At 73.2% G+C, this 15763-nt stretch carries 14 protein-coding genes and 2 pseudogenes; 8 read left to right on the top strand and 8 right to left on the bottom strand.

Annotated elements, in window-relative coordinates; all coding sequences use genetic code 11:
* Positions 1-106 precede the first annotated feature (106 nt).
* Positions 107-910, top strand: a pseudogene (locus ACXKR8_RS17570) (hypothetical protein); the annotation flags it as partial.
* Positions 911-1440: 530 nt separating this feature from the next.
* Here the strand turns inward: ACXKR8_RS17570 and ACXKR8_RS17565 are convergent.
* On the bottom strand, positions 1441-2697 hold the full coding sequence (locus tag ACXKR8_RS17565) for an MFS transporter (protein WP_458273847.1): 1257 nt from the start codon (positions 2695-2697) through the stop codon (positions 1441-1443).
* Positions 2698-2794: 97 nt separating this feature from the next.
* Between ACXKR8_RS17565 and ACXKR8_RS17560 the strand changes: the two genes are divergently transcribed.
* The 3 genes from ACXKR8_RS17560 to ACXKR8_RS17550 all read left to right on the top strand — a co-directional run bounded on the left by ACXKR8_RS17560 (position 2795) and on the right by ACXKR8_RS17550 (position 5572).
* Complete coding sequence (locus ACXKR8_RS17560) at positions 2795-3421, top strand: ArsR/SmtB family transcription factor (RefSeq protein WP_458273846.1); 627 nt, start codon at positions 2795-2797, stop codon at positions 3419-3421.
* Between the two features lie 232 nt (positions 3422-3653).
* Complete coding sequence (locus ACXKR8_RS17555) at positions 3654-5099, top strand: restriction endonuclease (RefSeq protein ID WP_458273845.1); 1446 nt, start codon at positions 3654-3656, stop codon at positions 5097-5099.
* A gap of 29 nt (positions 5100-5128) precedes the next feature.
* On the top strand, positions 5129-5572 hold the full coding sequence (locus ACXKR8_RS17550; RefSeq protein ID WP_458273844.1) for a DUF6278 family protein: 444 nt from the start codon (positions 5129-5131) through the stop codon (positions 5570-5572).
* A 15-nt stretch (positions 5573-5587) separates the two neighbouring features.
* On the opposite strand, the gene ACXKR8_RS17545 is transcribed toward ACXKR8_RS17550, so the two are convergent.
* Complete coding sequence (locus ACXKR8_RS17545; protein WP_462100557.1) at positions 5588-6163, bottom strand: hypothetical protein; 576 nt, start codon at positions 6161-6163, stop codon at positions 5588-5590.
* An 882-nt stretch (positions 6164-7045) separates the two neighbouring features.
* On the opposite strand from ACXKR8_RS17545, the gene ACXKR8_RS17540 reads away from it, so the two are divergent.
* Positions 7046-7609, top strand: coding sequence for a ZIP family metal transporter (locus tag ACXKR8_RS17540; RefSeq protein ID WP_462100556.1), 564 nt, complete (start codon positions 7046-7048; stop codon positions 7607-7609).
* 39 nt (positions 7610-7648) lie between these two features.
* Here the strand turns inward: ACXKR8_RS17540 and ACXKR8_RS17535 are convergent, their stop codons facing one another.
* Together ACXKR8_RS17535 and ACXKR8_RS17530 are read right to left on the bottom strand one after the other, a co-directional pair.
* Positions 7649-8575: a LysR family transcriptional regulator gene (locus ACXKR8_RS17535; RefSeq protein WP_458273841.1), complete on the bottom strand. Its 927-nt coding sequence runs from the start codon at positions 8573-8575 to the stop codon at positions 7649-7651.
* A gap of 35 nt (positions 8576-8610) precedes the next feature.
* Positions 8611-9378, bottom strand: coding sequence for a trypsin-like serine peptidase (locus ACXKR8_RS17530; protein WP_458273840.1), 768 nt, complete (start codon positions 9376-9378; stop codon positions 8611-8613).
* Positions 9379-9541: 163 nt separating this feature from the next.
* Here ACXKR8_RS17530 and ACXKR8_RS17525 point away from each other — a divergent pair.
* Positions 9542-10427 (top strand): annotated as a pseudogene (locus tag ACXKR8_RS17525) (EamA family transporter); the annotation flags it as partial.
* Here ACXKR8_RS17525 and ACXKR8_RS17520 read toward each other — a convergent pair.
* Entirely contained in the window at positions 10399-10932 is a 534-nt protein-coding gene (locus ACXKR8_RS17520) for a MarR family winged helix-turn-helix transcriptional regulator (protein WP_462100555.1), read from the bottom strand. The pseudogene ACXKR8_RS17525 and the gene ACXKR8_RS17520 overlap by 29 nt on opposite strands.
* Before the next feature lie 93 nt (positions 10933-11025).
* On the opposite strand from ACXKR8_RS17520, the gene ACXKR8_RS17515 reads away from it, so the two are divergent.
* Positions 11026-11382, top strand: a complete 357-nt coding sequence (locus ACXKR8_RS17515) for a DUF2218 domain-containing protein (protein WP_458273839.1) — start codon at positions 11026-11028, stop codon at positions 11380-11382.
* Between the two features lie 18 nt (positions 11383-11400).
* Here ACXKR8_RS17515 and ACXKR8_RS17510 read toward each other — a convergent pair whose 3' ends face one another.
* The 3 genes from ACXKR8_RS17510 to ACXKR8_RS17500 all read right to left on the bottom strand — a co-directional run bounded on the left by ACXKR8_RS17510 (position 11401) and on the right by ACXKR8_RS17500 (position 12913).
* Positions 11401-11856 carry a GNAT family N-acetyltransferase gene (locus ACXKR8_RS17510; protein WP_458273838.1) on the bottom strand — a complete coding sequence of 152 codons (456 nt, stop codon included), beginning with the start codon at positions 11854-11856 and terminating at the stop codon, positions 11401-11403.
* Entirely contained in the window at positions 11853-12341 is a 489-nt protein-coding gene (locus ACXKR8_RS17505) for a glutathione peroxidase (protein WP_458273837.1), read from the bottom strand. Before ACXKR8_RS17505 ends, ACXKR8_RS17510 begins: the two co-directional genes overlap by 4 nt.
* A 116-nt stretch (positions 12342-12457) precedes the next feature.
* Positions 12458-12913: a VOC family protein gene (locus ACXKR8_RS17500; RefSeq protein WP_462100554.1), complete on the bottom strand. Its 456-nt coding sequence runs from the start codon at positions 12911-12913 to the stop codon at positions 12458-12460.
* Positions 12914-13408: 495 nt separating this feature from the next.
* Here ACXKR8_RS17500 and recD2 point away from each other — a divergent pair, with 495 nt between their 5' ends.
* Positions 13409-15643 carry an SF1B family DNA helicase RecD2 gene (gene recD2 / locus ACXKR8_RS17495; protein WP_458273835.1) on the top strand — a complete coding sequence of 745 codons (2235 nt, stop codon included), beginning with the start codon at positions 13409-13411 and terminating at the stop codon, positions 15641-15643.
* Positions 15644-15763 lie beyond the last annotated feature (120 nt).

The following is a 15763-nucleotide window of genomic DNA, read 5'->3' as shown; positions in this document are numbered from 1 at the left end:
TTGTGGAGCCTGTGCGGTTTGGTAGAAACCTCTCTGCGCACCTCTCGTCGTTCGCGTTCCAGGGCGCTCCACCGATCCGCCCACGCACGAACCGCGAGGCCCGCCCATGTTTCCCCTGGTCGCGCTCTTCTCCTCCGGCTACCTCGCCCCGTATCTGCTGCCGACCCTGGTCGGGCGGCTCGGGGCGGACTTCGGGCTGACGCCCACTCAGGCCGGCGCGGTCGGCAGCGCGATGCTGCTGGCCGCGGCGGGCGCGGGGTTCGCGCTGGCCCGTCGCGGTCCGAGGGGGGCCGGTCCGGCCCGACTCGGTCTGGGGCTGCTGATCGGCGGCTTCGCGCTGGCCGCGGTGGCGCCGGGCGGGGAGCTGGGTTTGCTGCTGGTGGGCTGTCTGGTCGGGGGCCTCGGTTCGGGCACGGTCACCGCCGCGGCGGCGGCCGGGATCGCCGCCAGGTGCGATCCGCACCGTGCCACGGTGCTGGGCCTGCTGGTCACCTCGGCGGTGGCCGGCGCACTCTATCTGACGCTGCCCCACCTGGGCGGCGGCCACCGCCTGCCCTTCGCCTGCCTGGCCGCGTGGGGCGCCTTCGCCCTGTGCTGGACCGGCCGCCTGGCTGACGTCAGCAGCGGCGGGACGGTCGGCGGCGGGAGGGCCTCCGGCGGGAGGACCGCAAGCGGGAAGGCTGGCGCCACAACCGTCGCTGTCCTCGCCCCCGCCGCTGCCCGCGGCGCAGCCGCCACCGCCCCGGCGCCGACCCGCGCCCCCTCGCTGACCCGCGCCCCGCAGCCCGGCCCGACCGCCTCGCCCGCCCCACCCCGCGCCGCCGGGGCGGTCCTCGCTGCTGGGATGTTTCTCTGGTCGTTGGCGCAGAACTCGCTCTGGGGGGTCAGTGGCCGGATCGGCCTGGACCGGGCCGGTCTCTCGCCGGCTCTGCTCGGACTGGTCTTCGCCGTCGCCCTGGGCGCCGGCCTGCTCGGGACCGTCGCCGCGGGGTCGCTGGGCCCGCGGTACGGACGCGCGCTGCCGATCGGTCTCGGCACCGCCGCCATCGGCGGCTGCGTCGCGCTGAGCAGCACCGCGCACAGCGCGCTGCCCTTCGCGGCCGGCGAGATCAGCTGGAACTCGGTCTACCCCTTCGTCCTCAGCTATCTGCTGGCCCTCGCCGCCCGCCTCGACGCCGGGGGCCGCTGGGCGGTGCTGGCAGGCTCCGCCTCCTCGCTGGGGGTGGCCTGCGGGCCGATCGCCGGGACGCTGCTCTCGGTGCACGCCGGGTTCACCGCGATGGGGTGGGTGCTCGGCTCGGTGCTGCTGCTGGTTGCGCTGCCGATGGCGGCGGTGGCGCACGGGGTGGACCGTCCCCGCACCGCCCGTCCGAGCACCGCCCGTCCCCGCGCCGCCCGGGCGGCAACCGGCCTGGCGACAGCCGCCCCCGCGGCGACCGCTCAGGCCTCGGCCGGCCAGCGGGCCGCCCGCAGGCCGGGCTGGAGCGCGGCCCAGGCCGTGCCGCAGGCCAGGACCGCGGCCAGGACGGCCGGCGCGCCGGTACCGCCCAGGTACTGGAGCAGCAGGCCGAGGCTGCCGGTGCCCAGCGGGATGCCCAGGCCGAGCAGGGTCATCATCGACGTCAGGGTCCGTCCCCTGACCTCGTCCGGGACCTGGCGGAAGATCAGGATGTCCAGCAGGACCATGACCGAGGGGATCCCCAGCATCGTCCCGAACAGCACCAGCGCTATCAGCCAGGGGCCGCTGACCAGGCCGAGCAGCAGTATCAGCAGGACCTCCGAGCCGACCACGCCCAGCAGCAGGACGCCGGGGCGGAACCTCCGGTGCAGGCCGCGGACCAGCCCGGGGCCGGCCAGCCCGCCGAGCGCGGAGCCGGCCAGGGCCAGGCCGATGCTCCAGGACGGCGCGCCCTCCCTGGTCAGCCGGTAGACGGCGGCGAGGCCGAGCGGGGCCCCGGCCGCGTTGAGGAAGAAGAGCAGCACCACGACCGCGCGGACGGTGCGGTCCCGCCACAGTGCCAGGATCCCGGCGAAGAGGCCCCCGTCCGCAGTCCTGGCGTCGGCCTTGCGCGGAGTGGCCGCAGCATCGCCGGGGCGCACGATCAGCGCGGAGAGCAGGGAGAGCGCGAAGGCGACCGCGCTGAACAGGAACGGCAGCATCCGGGCCAGGCCGTAGAGCAGGCCGCCCAGCGGAGGGCCGGCCAGTTCCGCGACGCTGCCCCTGACCTCGTCCTGGGTGAGCGCGGCGGTGAGCTGCTGGGGGGCGACCACGCTGCGCACGGTGAGCATCCTGGCCGCGCCGACGAACGGCTGGGCCGCGCCGACGAGCGCGCCGACTATCAGCAGCTGCGCCGGGGTCACCGTGTGCAGGGCGAAGCTGAGCGCGATGCCCGCGGTGGCCAGCAGCCGGACCGCCTCCGCCGCGATCTGCACCAGCCGGCGGTCGTAGCGGTCGACCAGCTGCCCGGCCGGGAGGCCGCAGAGGACGGTCGCGGCGGCCTGGACGAAGCCGAAGAGTCCGGCTGTCGCGGGTGAGCCGGTCAGCGCGAGGATCACCAGCGGGTAGGCGATGTCGGTGGCGTAGACGCCGGTCATGGCCGCGGCCGAGCCGACCCACAGGGTCTGGAAGCGCCAGTTGCGCCGCAGCGGGACGATGGCGGCGGTACTGCTGTCGGTGCTGACCGTGGTGTCGGACATGGCAATCCTCCCCGTTGCGTGAACGCTCACCCTTTGGAGAGCATTCACTCTTACGTGAATGATTGCGCACTCGTGAGCAGCTGGCAAGATAGTGCTCATGGACCAGCCCCCGACTCCCACTCCCGGCCTGCGGATCGTCGACGACATCGACACCCTCAAAGCCCTGGCCGATCCGGTCAGGGTGTCCGTCCTGCAGCTGATGATGGGCCGCGCCGGCCCGGCTCTGCGCGGCTGGACCGCCAAGGAACTGGCCGCCGAACTGGGTGAGCCGCAGACCAAGCTCTACCGCCACATCAAGCACCTTGAGGAGCGCGGGCTGATCAGGGTCGCCGAGACCCGGCAGGTCTCCGGCATCACCGAGCAGCGCTATGTCGCCGCCCAGTCCGACCTGCGGCTCAGCCGCGACCTGCTGGGGCAGCCGGCCCACACCGACGACACCGCCGCGTTGTTCGACGCCACGATCGGCAGCTATCGGGACCGCTTCATGAGCGCGTTGCGATCGGGCCGGATCGAGATGGACCCCGACCTCCCGCCCGAGGAGGCCTATCGCAGGCCGTTTCTGCTTTTCAGCGACATCCGGATCACCCGGGACCGGGCGGTCGAGTTCAGGGAACGGCTGGAAGCGCTGGCGGCGGAGTTCCTGGAGGACCCCGACCAGGACGGCGGGGTCCCGCTGAACATCCTGCTCGCGGTCTACGGCGACGCCAAGGGGACCGGCAACTGACGCGGCGGCTGAACCGGCGTCATCCCGCCATCTGATCCCCCCAATGACCGGAACCGTACCTTTCGGGCACTATGGCCGTCTCAGTGAATCCGGGGCCGGAGAGGCGGGTGGGATGGAAGAGGACGAGGAGGGGCCGCTCACGCATCTCGAAGATCTGTTGGACCAGATGCACGGCCTGGCTGATGAGATGCTTGGCCCTTTGGCGGGGCGATCGGGGCACGGGGGAGCGGCGATGGCAGGCGGGCGCGACGGGTGGGACGGGTCCGACAGGGGCGGAGGCCAGGAGGGGTGGCCCGGAGGGCCTCGGACGAGGGCTGCTGCCGGCGGTGGGCGGGCATACCTGGCCAAGCAGTACACCGAGGTCGCCGAGGACGCCGAGCAGCGGCTGGAGGAGCTGCTCGCCCTCGCCGCCGAGCCGTCCCCAGCCGTCGACTTCGACGCCCTGCGCCGCCCCTACGAGCCGCGTCCGCTCCCGGCCGAGGCCGTGGTCGAGCCGCCGCGCTGGGCCGACTACGCGCCCGATCCGGGCCCGGCCGCGGCCGGCGCCCCGGGACGCCCGCTGCTCAGCGGCCCCTACCAGCAGGAGCTGGCCGCCGCTCGGCTCCGGCACCAGCGCGCCCTGCGCGAGTACCGGGGCCAGGAGAAGGAACTGCGCGGCCGGGCCGAGCAGGCCCGACTGGTCCATGAGCAGGAGGAGCAGCAGCGGGCCCGTCAGGTGCGCGACTACAACGAGCGGTTGGAGGGCTACCGCAGCTCCTACCAGGAGGGCCGCCCCGCCGCCGTGGAGTCGGTGCTGGAACGCGCGCTCGCGGCGGCCGGGCGGCTGCCCGGCCTTGAGGTCCCGGCCCGGGTCTCCTACCGCGAGCTGACCAGGACCGCCGTGGTCGACCTGGTGCTGCCGGGGCCGACGGTGGTGCCCTCGGCGCTGCGGTTCCAGGTGGCGCCGGACGGGGGCGTGGACGCGGTGGAGCGGCCCCGCGCGGAGACCCTGGCCCGCTACCACCAGCTGCTGGCCCGGTTGGTGCTGCGGGCGCTGGACGCGCTGCTCGCCGCCGACACCGAGTCCCGGCTCGACGGGATAGTCGTCAACGGACGCGCCGTCACCGCCGAGGCGGGGGAGTCCTGCCTGGTCAGCGTGGACGCGAGACGGGCCGACCTGTTCGCGGGGACGCTGCTCCCGGCCGCCAACGCGGAGGCGGTGGAACGGCTGCGGGCGCTGCCCTGCGCGCTCTCCGACGACCCGTTCGGCCCCACGGCCGTGACGCCCTTCGCGATAGGCCGGTCCGGCCCGCCCGCCCCTGAGGACCTGTCACCCGGCGAGTTCACCGCGCTGATCACCGAGCTGTTCGAACTGATGGGCCTGGACGACTGGGATCTGCGCCTGCAGGGCCAGGACGGCCTGCTCGCGGTCGCGCAGGGCGACGGCAGGGAGTTCGCCGACACCTCCTACGTGGTCTTCGCGGCCCGCCGCCCCTCGACGGTGCGGGCCGACGCGGTGCGCGACGTCGCCGAGGTCGTCGCCGACGAGCAGGCCGACGGCGGGGTCTGGGCCACCACCGGCAGCTTCGACGTCGACGCGGTGGTGGCGGCGGCGTCCCTGCCCAACCTGCGGCTGATCGACGGCGGTGAACTGCGCTCGCTGGTCCGGGCCCATCTCGGGGCGGAACTTGGGGGGTAAACCGGACCTGTTGCTGTCACTCTGGTCGCATGGGCTTTGTATTCCTCGACAGATGGCGTACTCGGCGTGACCCGGCCCGGGACGCGCCGATCCGCTACGGCGCCGACACCGAGACCCCCGGCAGCCTCGGCGAGATGCTCTCCGAGTGCGCGCTGCTGCGCGAGCGGGCCCTGGACGCCGGGCTGCGGCTGGACGACTCGGCCGCCTCGCTGCACGCGCTGGACCAACTGGTGCCGGACTGGCGGGACGACCCGGACGTGTCCCAGTGGCTCGGCAACGACGCCGGCCTCTACCTCGGCACGGTGATCGTCCGCACGGTGGAGGGGGCCGGCTGGGAGCTGCGCCCGGACGGCAGCCCCAGGGTCGTGCTGGCGAACGGACGCGAGGTCGACGCGGTGGCCATGGGCCGCACCTGGGCGGCGGAGGGCTCGCCGGAACTGTCGGCCGCCTACGCCGGGGTGCACAGCGGCTGACGCCGGGTCAGTCCCTCAGCCCTGCCGCAGCCGCACCGCGCAGGCGGTCTGCTCCGGGGCGCCCGGGTTGTGGACGGTGATGTAGGCGTTGGTGCCCGCCGGGCAGTCACGCGCGTTCGCCACCAGGCGGTTCACCCGGTAGTCCGGGGCGTGCGGGCCGGTCCCGTCGCAGGCGGTCTCCTGCACACTGCTGCCGCCCGCACCGCGGAGACAGTCGCCGGGGACGATGCCGACCCCGCCGCCGCCTCCCGGATCGCCGGGGTGCGGGGCGCGGAGGTTGCGCAGGCAGGCGATTCCGCTGGGCAGCGCCGCGGTTCCGTTCCCGGTGGTGCTGCTCAGCTGCAGCGCCAAGTCGGTGCCGGCCGGACAGGACGCCACCGACGCGCCGACCGGGAGCCGGCCGACCACCTTCGCCACGGCGTCCCCTCCGGCGCAGCCGACCTGCTGATAGGCCCCGGCCCCCGCGGCCGGATCGGCGGCCGCACAGGAGCCCAGCGGCAGAAAGACCGAAGCCGAGCCGGAAGCCGAGCTACCGGCCGAGCCCGCAGCCGGGACCTCGGGACGACGGCGCCCGGCGCCCGCGGCGCCCATGACATCGCACTGGGGGCGTGCGTGGACGTGCTCACGCCCGGCGCGCGCTTCAACTGCCGTAGGACGGTCGCGGCCAGCTGCGGCGTGGCCCCCGCCGTGGGGGTCGCCGGGACCGAAGCCGAGGAGATCGAGGAGGCCGGGGCGGTCGACCCCCTGCCCCCAGGCGAGCTGACCCGCAGTGAGTCGGGGCCGCCCCCGTGCTGCCCCCCGGCGTCCCCCGTCGCACAGCCGGACAGGCCCAGCAGCAGGCCGATGGCCAGACCCAGTGTCAGCAGCAGGGGCCGGCCCGCCCCGTGTGCTCTTCCGTCCTCCGAGAGGTCATGCATCGCAGCCCCCGTCAACCCGCGCCTGCCCCCCCGGCAGCCGCATCAGCACAGCCTACGCAGCGCGGCAGGCGGGGGTAAGGGTGCACGAGGGCACCCGTCCGGCGCAGCCCCGGGCGCGCGGTGGCGCGGGGTCGCCCAGGATGGTGCCGAGGGCGCGGGTTGGGCCTCTCCTGAGGGCGGCGGCGACTGGGCAGGGCGCCGCCGCCCTTCCCCGCTCCTGGCCTCCGGCGGCTCAGCCCCTCCGCCCCCTCCGGTCCCCGGTTAAACGACAAGCATTATCATTACCGTGTGCTGGGCGTGACGCACGGGACGGATCCGGACGCGCGGGGCAGGACACAACGAGAGTGAGCGTGCGGGATGCCGGTGCTGGTGGCCGCTGGGGCCTTCCTGATGACCCTGGTGGGGGGCCTGGTCGCCGGGAGGGTCGGCGACAAGCGGCATCTGGTGCTGGGCCTGGCCGCCGGCCTGATGCTCGGTGTGGTCGGCTTCGACCTGCTGCCCGAGGCGTTGAACGCCGCGCCCAGCGGACCTGTTCGGCGTCCCGCAGGGGCTGCTGATGTTCGTCCTCGGCTTCCTGGTGCTGCATGTGGTGGAGCGCTCGGTGGCGATCCACCGGGCCCATGAGTCCGAGTACGCCGAGCACCAGCACGCTGGGCACTCGGCCGGCCACGTCCACGGCCGCAGCGAGAAGCTCGGCCTCGCTGCCGCCTCCGCGCTCTGCCTGCACAGCGTGATGGACGGGTTCGCCATCGGCGCGGCCTTCCAGGTCGGCGGCAACTTCGGCACGGTGATCGCGATCGCGGTGATCGCCCATGACTTCGCCGACGGCTTCAACACCTACACGATCACCCGGCTGTACGGGAACGACCGGCGCCGGGCGCTGGTGCTGCTCGGCTGCGACGCGCTGGCCCCGGTGCTGGGCGCCGGGATCACCCTGCTGTTCAGCATCCCGGAGCATGTGGTCGGGCTCTACCTGGGCTTCTTCTCCGGCTTCCTGATGTACCTGGCCACCTCGGACATCCTCCCCGAGGCGCACAGCCCGCACCCGTCCCGCTCCACCCTGCTCTGCACCATCGCCGGGACCGGTTTCATGTGGCTGGTCATCGGCCTGGCCCACTGACCCCTGGTCAAGCAGCCCCCGCATCAGCAGCCCCCCGCGTCAGCGGCCGCCCGGCTCCGGCGCGGAGTCGCGGTGCGGCCACTGCTCCCGCAGCGCCTCCAGCGCCGCCGCGATCGCCGGCCGCCGGGAGGCGTGCTCCCGCCACAGCGCGAAGACCCGCCGGGTCGGCGCCGGGAGCACCGGCCGGGCCACCACCTGCGGCGGCAGCGTCCCCCGGCCGAGCCGGGGGACCAGGCCGAGCCCGAGCCCGGCCGCGATCAGCGCGATCTGGGTATCGAACTCGCCGACCTGGTAGCGGATGTCCGGCTCCTCCCCGGCCTCCCGCATGGTCCTGATCAGCCAGTCGTGGCAGATGTTCCCGGCCGGGACGCTGGTCCAGGGCCGCCCGGCCAGGTCCTTCACCTGCAGCACCGGCAGCGCGGCCAGCGGGTCGTCGGCGTGCAGCAGGACGTCCACCGGGTCCTCGCCGAGGGAGAGCCTGGCGACGCCCTCGGGCACCGACAGCGGGGTGTTGGGCCAGTCCTGGACCACGGCCAGGTCGACCTCGCCCCTGGCGACCAGATCGGCCATCAGATAGGGGTCGCTCTCCAGCAGCCGCAGCTCCAGCTCCGGATGCCGGGCCGCGAGCCCCGCCAGCACGCCGGGCAGCAGGCCGCGCGCGGCGGTCGCGAAGGCCGCCAGCGACAGCCGTCCCGACACCGCGCCCCGGCGCTGCTCCAGCGACACCTCGGCCTGCTCGACCAGGGCCAGCACCCGCTGGGCGGCCCCGGCCAGCTCCTGGGCGGCGTCGGTGAGCACCACCCCCCGGCCGCGCTTCTCCAGCAGGGTGGTCCTGGTCTCCCGCTCCAGCTTGGTGATCTGCTGGGACACGGCGGACGGGGTGAAGCCGAGGGCCGCCGCGGCCGCGCCGACCGAGCCGTGCACCGAGACGGCGTGCAGTGCGCGCAGGCGCCCGAGATCCATCATGCGGGCGATGCTATGCGGTCGGGTCGGCTGACGACCTACCCCTGGTTGACCGCTGCCCGGTAGACGGCGGCGATGCCTGCGTTGAAGTACGGGGAGTAGGAGATGTCCGGGGTCAGCCCGCCCTCCTGGTAGCCGCCGATGATCCCGACCACCGTGCCGCGCTCGTTCGCGGTCGCGCCGACCCCGGTGAGCAGCGGGCCGCCGCTGGTGCCGCCGGGCATCCCGGGGCAGTCGAACTCCAGCTGCGCCGCGCCGAAGCCGCGCAGGGCGCTGGCGCAGCGGACCGGCTGATCGGTCCGGCTGGGGTAGCCGACGGCGACGGCGGGGCCGCTGCGGGGGGTGTTGAAGCCGATGGCCTCGGAACCGACGGTGTCCTGCAGCTTCACCCCGCCTGCGCCCGGAGCGACCGTCAGAAAGGCCACGTCGAAGTTGGGGTCGCCGTGGACCGACCACTTGGCGTCGGCGGTCACCCGGGTCACCGTCCACTGCCCGTAGGGCTGGAGGCCGTTGTGGTAGCCGGGGACGAAGACCAGGCCGCGGCCGACCCGGCCGCTGCCCGGCGTGACCACGCAGTGCGCGGCGGTGACCAGCAGGTCGTGGCCGGGGCTGTCCACCACCGAGGCGGAGCAGAAGTGCCTGTTGAGCTTCCCGCCGACGGTGCTGAACAGGGCGCCGACCCTGGGCGTGCCGGTGAAGGGGGTGGAGGCGGGACGGATGGCGGCGGAGGCCGCGGGAACCGAGAAGGCGGCCAGGCCGAGCCCCGCGCTGACGAGGGCGGCAAGCGCAAGCGAACGATGCGTCATATGTACATACTCTTGGGCAGACTGCCCTCCGTCGCCACCGACCGGGGGCAAGCGGGTGACGGACCATTGTTCAGCAACGCTGAATGGATGGCTGAAGAACAATTTGCTGGTGCTGAACAATGGCGGCCGCGATGATCGCTGCATGCCCAAGCACCTCTCCGCCCTGCCGCCCCGTCACCTCGCCCTGGCCGTCGCCGTCGCCGCGGTCTGGGGCGTCAACTTCACCGTCATCGACGTCGGCCTGGCCCACTTTCCGCCGCTGCTGTTCTCCGCGCTGCGGTTCACCGTGGCAGCGGTACCCGCGATCTTCTTCGTCGGGCCGCCGAGGGTGGCCTGGAAGTACGTGGTCGCGGTCGGGATCGTGCTTGGCGTGGTGAAGTTCGGGCTGCTGTTCATCGGGATGCAGGCTGGGATGCCGGCCGGGCTCAGCTCGCTGGTGCTGCAGAGCCAGGCGGTGTTCACCGCGGTCTTCGCGGCGCTGCTGCTGGGGGAGCGGGTGGGCGGCCGCCGGCTGCTGGGGCTCGGCAATCGGGGTGGCCGGCATCGCCGTGGCGGCGCTGGACCAGGCCGGCTCCGGCGCCGGCGGCAGCGGGCCGATGGGGGCGTTCGCGCTGGTGGTCGCGGCTGCCGTGGCCTGGGGGCTGTCCAATGTGATCACCCGTCGGGCCGCCCCGCCGGACGTGTTCCGCTGGATGGTCTGGGTCAGCGCGGTCCCGCCGCTGCCGCTGCTGGTGCTCTCGCTGCTGTTCGAGGGCGGTCACGCCGACCTGGCCGCACTGCGGTCGCTGGACCTGGCCGGGGTCGGCTCGCTGCTCTATGTCGCCTGGATCTCGACCCTCTTCGGCTTCGGCGCCTGGGGGTATCTGATGCGGCACCACCCGGCCTCGGTGGTCGCGCCGTTCTCGCTGCTGGTGCCGGTGTTCGGGATGTCCTCGGCCTGGCTGCTGCTGGACGAGCCGATCACGCCGCTGGCCGGCTGCGCCGCGGTGCTGGTGATCGCGGGCATCGGCCTGGCCTCGTTCAGCCCTGGTGCGGCTCGTGCGGCTGGTGGGGCTGGTGCGGGTGCTCGTGCGGGTGGTGGTGCCCGTGCGGATGACGGGGATGGGTCTGCTCGTACGCCTCGTCCGTCGATCGCAGCAGCCGCAGCAGGGCGGCCCGGTCCTCGGGGCCGACTGCCCCGAAGTACTCCTCGGCGACCTGCTGCCTGACCTGGCCGATCCGGTCGACGGTCTGCTCGCCCGCCGCGGTCAGCCGGAGCAGGATCGCCCGCCGGTCCTGCGGGTCCTGCACCCGCTCGACCAGCCCGGCCGCCTCCAGCGCGTCCACCACCGTGGTCACCGAGCGCGGGGCGATGTGCAGCCGGTCGGCGAGCTGGTTCAGTCGGATCATCCGGTCGCCGTGCTGCGCGCCCCGCGCGAGGACCTCCAGCGCACGCCCCTGCGAGGGGTTGATGCCGTACGGCGCCAGCTGGTGGAACGTCCCCCGGCGGATCCGCTTGGCCGCCCGTAGGACGGCGTCGGCGAGCTCGACCTCGGCGGGGACGGGGCTGCTCACGGGGGCTCCTGTGGGGATGAGGTCGAAAAATAGAGAGCCAAGCTCACATTTTCCGTTAGGCTGACCTAAGTCAGACTCTACTGGAGGTCAGCCATGTCCCGCTCGGAAGCCCGCGTCAGCACCGAACGCCCGCACCGCTACGCCAAGCAGCTCGCCTCCCACTTCGGCCGCAAGCTCGAGACCACCTGGGACGAGGAGACCGGGCTCGGCTCGCTCGTCTTCTCCACGGGCACCGCCGTCCTCGCCGCCCAGCCCGGCGTCCTGCTGCTCACCGTCGAGGGCGAGCCCGAGAACATCGAGAACCTGGAGGGCGTGGTCGGCCGCCATCTGGTCCGCTTCGGCACCAAGGACGAGCTGGTCGCCGAGTGGCACCGCGACAGCGGCGAGGCCGGCACCGTCCAGCGCAACGAGGAGGAGGTCCCGGCCCACGCCCCGGGCAGCGAGGCGTAGCCGGGAGCAGCCGCCGGGCTACCGCAGGTCCAGCTTGTAGCCCAGGTGGGAGCCGGTGAAGCCGAGCCGCTTGTAGAAGCGGTGGGCGTCGGTCCGGCCAGCGTTGGAGGTCAGCTGGACCAGGGCCGCGCCCAGCCTGCGGGACTCCTCGACCGCGTGCTCGATCAGCCGGGTGCCCAGCCCGCTGCCGCGTTCGTCGGCGCGGACCCGGACCGCCTCGATCTGGGCCCGGGTCGCGCCCTGCAGCGAGAGCCCCGGGATCAGCGTCAGCTGCAGCGTCCCGACCACCTCGCCGTCCCGCTCCGCGACCAGCAGCCGCTGCTGCGGATCGGCGGCGATGCGGGCGAAGGCGGCCCGATAGGGCGTCAGATCGCCCGGCGTCTCCCGGGTCGCGCCGAGCGCGTCGTCGGCGAGCAGGGCCACGATCGCGGGCAGGTCGTCGCTGCCTGCCCGCCGGAAGAGCAGGTCGGTCATGCCGGGAGCTGCGCCTCGATCGCGGCGACGACCTCCGCCGCCTCCGGCTCGGTGCGCGGGCGGAAGCGGCCGACGACCTCGCCCTTGGGGGAGAGCAGGAACTTCTCGAAGTTCCAGGTGATGTCCCCGGCCTCGCCCTCGGCGTCGGCGGCCTTGGTCAGCTCGGCGTAGAGCGGGTGCCGGGCGTCGCCGTTGACGTCGGTCTTCTCCAGCAGCGGGAAGGAGACGCCGTAGCTGGCCGAGCAGAAGGTGGCGATCTCCTCGGCGGTGCCCGGCTCCTGCCCGGCGAACTGGTTGCTGGGCACCCCGAGCACGGTGAAGCCGCGCGCGGCGTACTGCTGCTGCAGCCGCTCCAGGCCGGCGTACTGCGGGGTCAGGCCGCACTTGGAGGCGACGTTGACCAGCAGCACGGCCTTGCCCTGGTAGGCGCCCAGGGTGGTCGGCTCGTCGGACAGGGTGCGCAGCGGGATGTCGTACAGGCTCATGCGGGACCTCCGTGATGGGACACAGGTGTGCGTCCGCGACAACAGTGCCCCATCACGAGATCTTCCCGCCCGGCGGGCCCGCCCGGGCTCAGGCGGGCCCGGCAGGCCCGGCAGGCTCAGGCAGCGGGAGCCTCGCTGGCGATGATCGCGAAGCGTGAACCCTTCGGGTCGACCAGCTCGGCCATCCGGCCGACCCCGGGCACGGTCTCCGCCGCCATCATCGGCGTGGCGCCGAGCTCGACCGCCCGGTCCAGCACCGCGTCGCAGTCGGCGACCTCGAAGTAGGGCCGCCACAGCACCGCCGGGAACTGGTCCAGGGCCATGATCCCGCCGAAGCCTTCGCCGTCGCTGGTGACGGAGGCCACGTGGTAGACCATGCCGGGGCCCATCTGCTGCTCCTTGACGAACCAGCCCAGGGCCTGCTGGTAGAAGCTGATCGCGGCCGGCCCGTCGGTGGTGTGCAGCTCGACCCAGGAGACGCTGCCGGGCACGTCGGTGACGCCGAAGCCGCTGTTCGTCCCGGGCTGCCAGGCGGCGAACTTGCCGCCGGTCGGGTCGGTGTACTGGGCCATCCGACCGAACTCCATGACGTCCATCGGCGGCAGCCGGACCTCGCCGCCGGCCTGCTCGACCGACTTGGTGGTGGCCTCGACGTCGGCGGTGCCGAAGAACGGGTCCAGGCGCCGGGGTCGCCCGGGTCCATCGACGGGCCGAAGCCGGCCACCATCAGGCCGTCCTGCTCGAAGAAGCCGTAGCCGCCGGTGTCGGGGCCGGCCGAGGCGGTGGTCCAGCCGAAGAGGCCGGTGTAGAAGGCGGTGGTGGCGTCGACGTCGGTGCTGCTGAGGTCGAGCCAGATGGGTGCTCCGGGGGTGAAGGAGGTGCTGATCACGCTGTGCTCCTTGGGTCTCTCGGCGGAGGGGACGAGCGGGTGCGGCATCAGTCTTGCCCCCGCCACTGACAAGTGCCGCGGAGGTCGGTTCCGATCGTCCCAAGGGCGGCCGGTCCCCGCCTGTCGGACCCCGGCGGTACGGTTCCAGCACAACCAGGCGTAAAAGGGGGGACGCGGTATGGCGGGTCCGCAGGCGAACGCTCCGCAGATCCAACTCGCCGAGGTCACCGGCGTCCTGGAGCGGATCACCTACTCCAACGAGGAGACCGGCTACACCGTCGCCCGGGTCGACACGGGCCGCGGCGCCGGCGATCTGCTCACCGTGGTCGGCGCGCTGCTCGGGGCCCAGGTCGGCGAGAGCCTGCGGCTGCAGGGCCGCTGGGGCAACCACTCCCAGTACGGCAAGCAGTTCACCGTCGAGAACTACACCACCGTGCTGCCGGCCACGGTCCAGGGCATCCGCCGCTACCTGGGCTCCGGACTGATCAAGGGCATCGGCCCGCGGCTGGCGGACCGGATCGTGGAGCACTTCGGGGTGGACACCCTGGACGTGATCGAGCAGCAGCCGGAGCGGCTGATCGAGGTCCCCAAGCTCGGCCCCAAGCGGACCAAGATGATCGCCGCCGCCTGGGAGGAGCAGAAGGCGATCAAGGAAGTGATGATCTTCCTGCAGAGCGTCGGCGTCTCCACCTCGCTCGCCGTCCGGATCTACAAGAAGTACGGCGACGGCTCCATCGGCGTGGTCAAGGAGGAGCCCTACAAGCTCGCCTCCGACGTCTGGGGCATCGGCTTCCTCACTGCCGACCGGATCGCCCAGGCCGTCGGCATCCCGCACGACAGCCCGCAGCGGGTGAAGGCCGGGCTGCAGTACGCGCTGTCGCAGAGCTCCGACCAGGGCCACTGCTTCCTGCCCGAGGAGCAGCTGATCTCGGACTCGGTGAAGCTGCTCGCGGTGGAGATCGGCCTGGTGATCGAGTGCCTGGCCGAGCTGGTCACCGAGGAGGGGGTGGTCCGCGAGACCGTCCCGCCCGAGGTGGACGGCGGCGAGCCGGTCACCGCGGTCTACCTGGTGCCGTTCCACCGGGCCGAGATCAGCCTGGCCGGCCAGCTGCTCCGGCTGCTGCGGACGCCCGAGGACCGGCTCTCCGCCTTCGCCTCGGTCGACTGGACCCGGGCGCTGACCTGGCTCCGCGGCCAGACCGGGGCCGATCTGGCGCCCGAGCAGGAGCAGTCGGTGAAGCTGGCGCTGACCGAGCGGGTCGCGGTGCTCACCGGCGGCCCCGGCTGCGGCAAGTCCTTCACGGTCCGCTCCATCGTCACCCTGGCCAAGGCCCGCCAGGCGAAGATCGTGCTGGCCGCGCCGACCGGCCGGGCCGCCAAGCGGCTGGCCGAGCTGACCGGCTGCGAGGCGTCCACGGTGCACCGGCTGCTGGAGCTGAAGCCGGGCGGTGACGCCGCCTACGACCGGGACCGGCCGCTGGACGCGGACCTGGTGGTGGTGGACGAGGCGTCGATGCTGGACCTGCTGCTGGCCAACAAGCTGGCCAAGGCGGTCGCACCGGGCGCGCACCTGCTGCTGGTCGGCGATGTGGACCAGCTGCCCTCGGTCGGCGCGGGGGAGGTGCTGCGGGATCTGCTGGCGCCCGGCAGCCCGGTCCCCGCGGTCCGGCTGACCAGGATCTTCCGGCAGGCCCAGCAGTCCGGCGTGGTCACCAACGCGCACCGGATCAACGAGGGGGTGCAGCCGATCACCGAGGGCCTGGCCGACTTCTTCCTCTTCCCCGAGGAGGACACCGAGCTGGCCGCCGGGCTCACCGTGGACGTGGTGGCCCGCCGGATCCCGGCCCGCTTCGGGATCGACCCGCGCCGGGACATCCAGGTGCTGGCCCCGATGCACCGCGGCCCGGCCGGGGCGGGGAACCTCAACACCCTGCTCCAGGCCGCGGTCACCCCGTCCCGCCCGGACGTGCCGGAGCGGCGCTTCGGCGGCCGTACCTTCCGGGTCGGCGACAAGGTGACCCAGATCCGCAACAACTATGACAAAGGGGTTAATGGCGTCTTCAACGGCACGGTCGGCGTGGTCACCGCGCTGAATCTGGAGGAGCAGCGGCTCACCGTGCTCACCGACGAGGACGAGGAGGTCCCGTACGACTTCGACGAGTTGGACGAGCTGGCGCACGCCTACGCGGTCACCATCCACCGCTCCCAAGGCAGCGAGTATCCCTGCGTGGTGATTCCGGTCACCACCAGCGCCTGGATGATGCTCCAAAGGAACCTGCTCTACACCGCTGTCACCAGGGCCAGGAAACTCGTGGTGCTGGTGGGATCGCGGCGCGCGCTCGCTCAGGCGGTCCGCGCTGTTTCCGCAGGTCGTAGGCATACGGCTTTGGATCACCGGCTGCGCTCCGGCTGACCCCGCCATGGCTCCGCTGTCGATCCGCTGTCAAGAAGTGAACGCTCGAAGGCCCGATTTTGGTGGGTCCCGGCTCTTTTGGAGCACCCTGCCTGCACCTTTGTACGGCAAATGGGGGAC

This window comes from Streptacidiphilus sp. PAMC 29251 (assembly GCF_054208735.2).
This window is presented reverse-complemented; position numbering and strand designations above follow the sequence as displayed.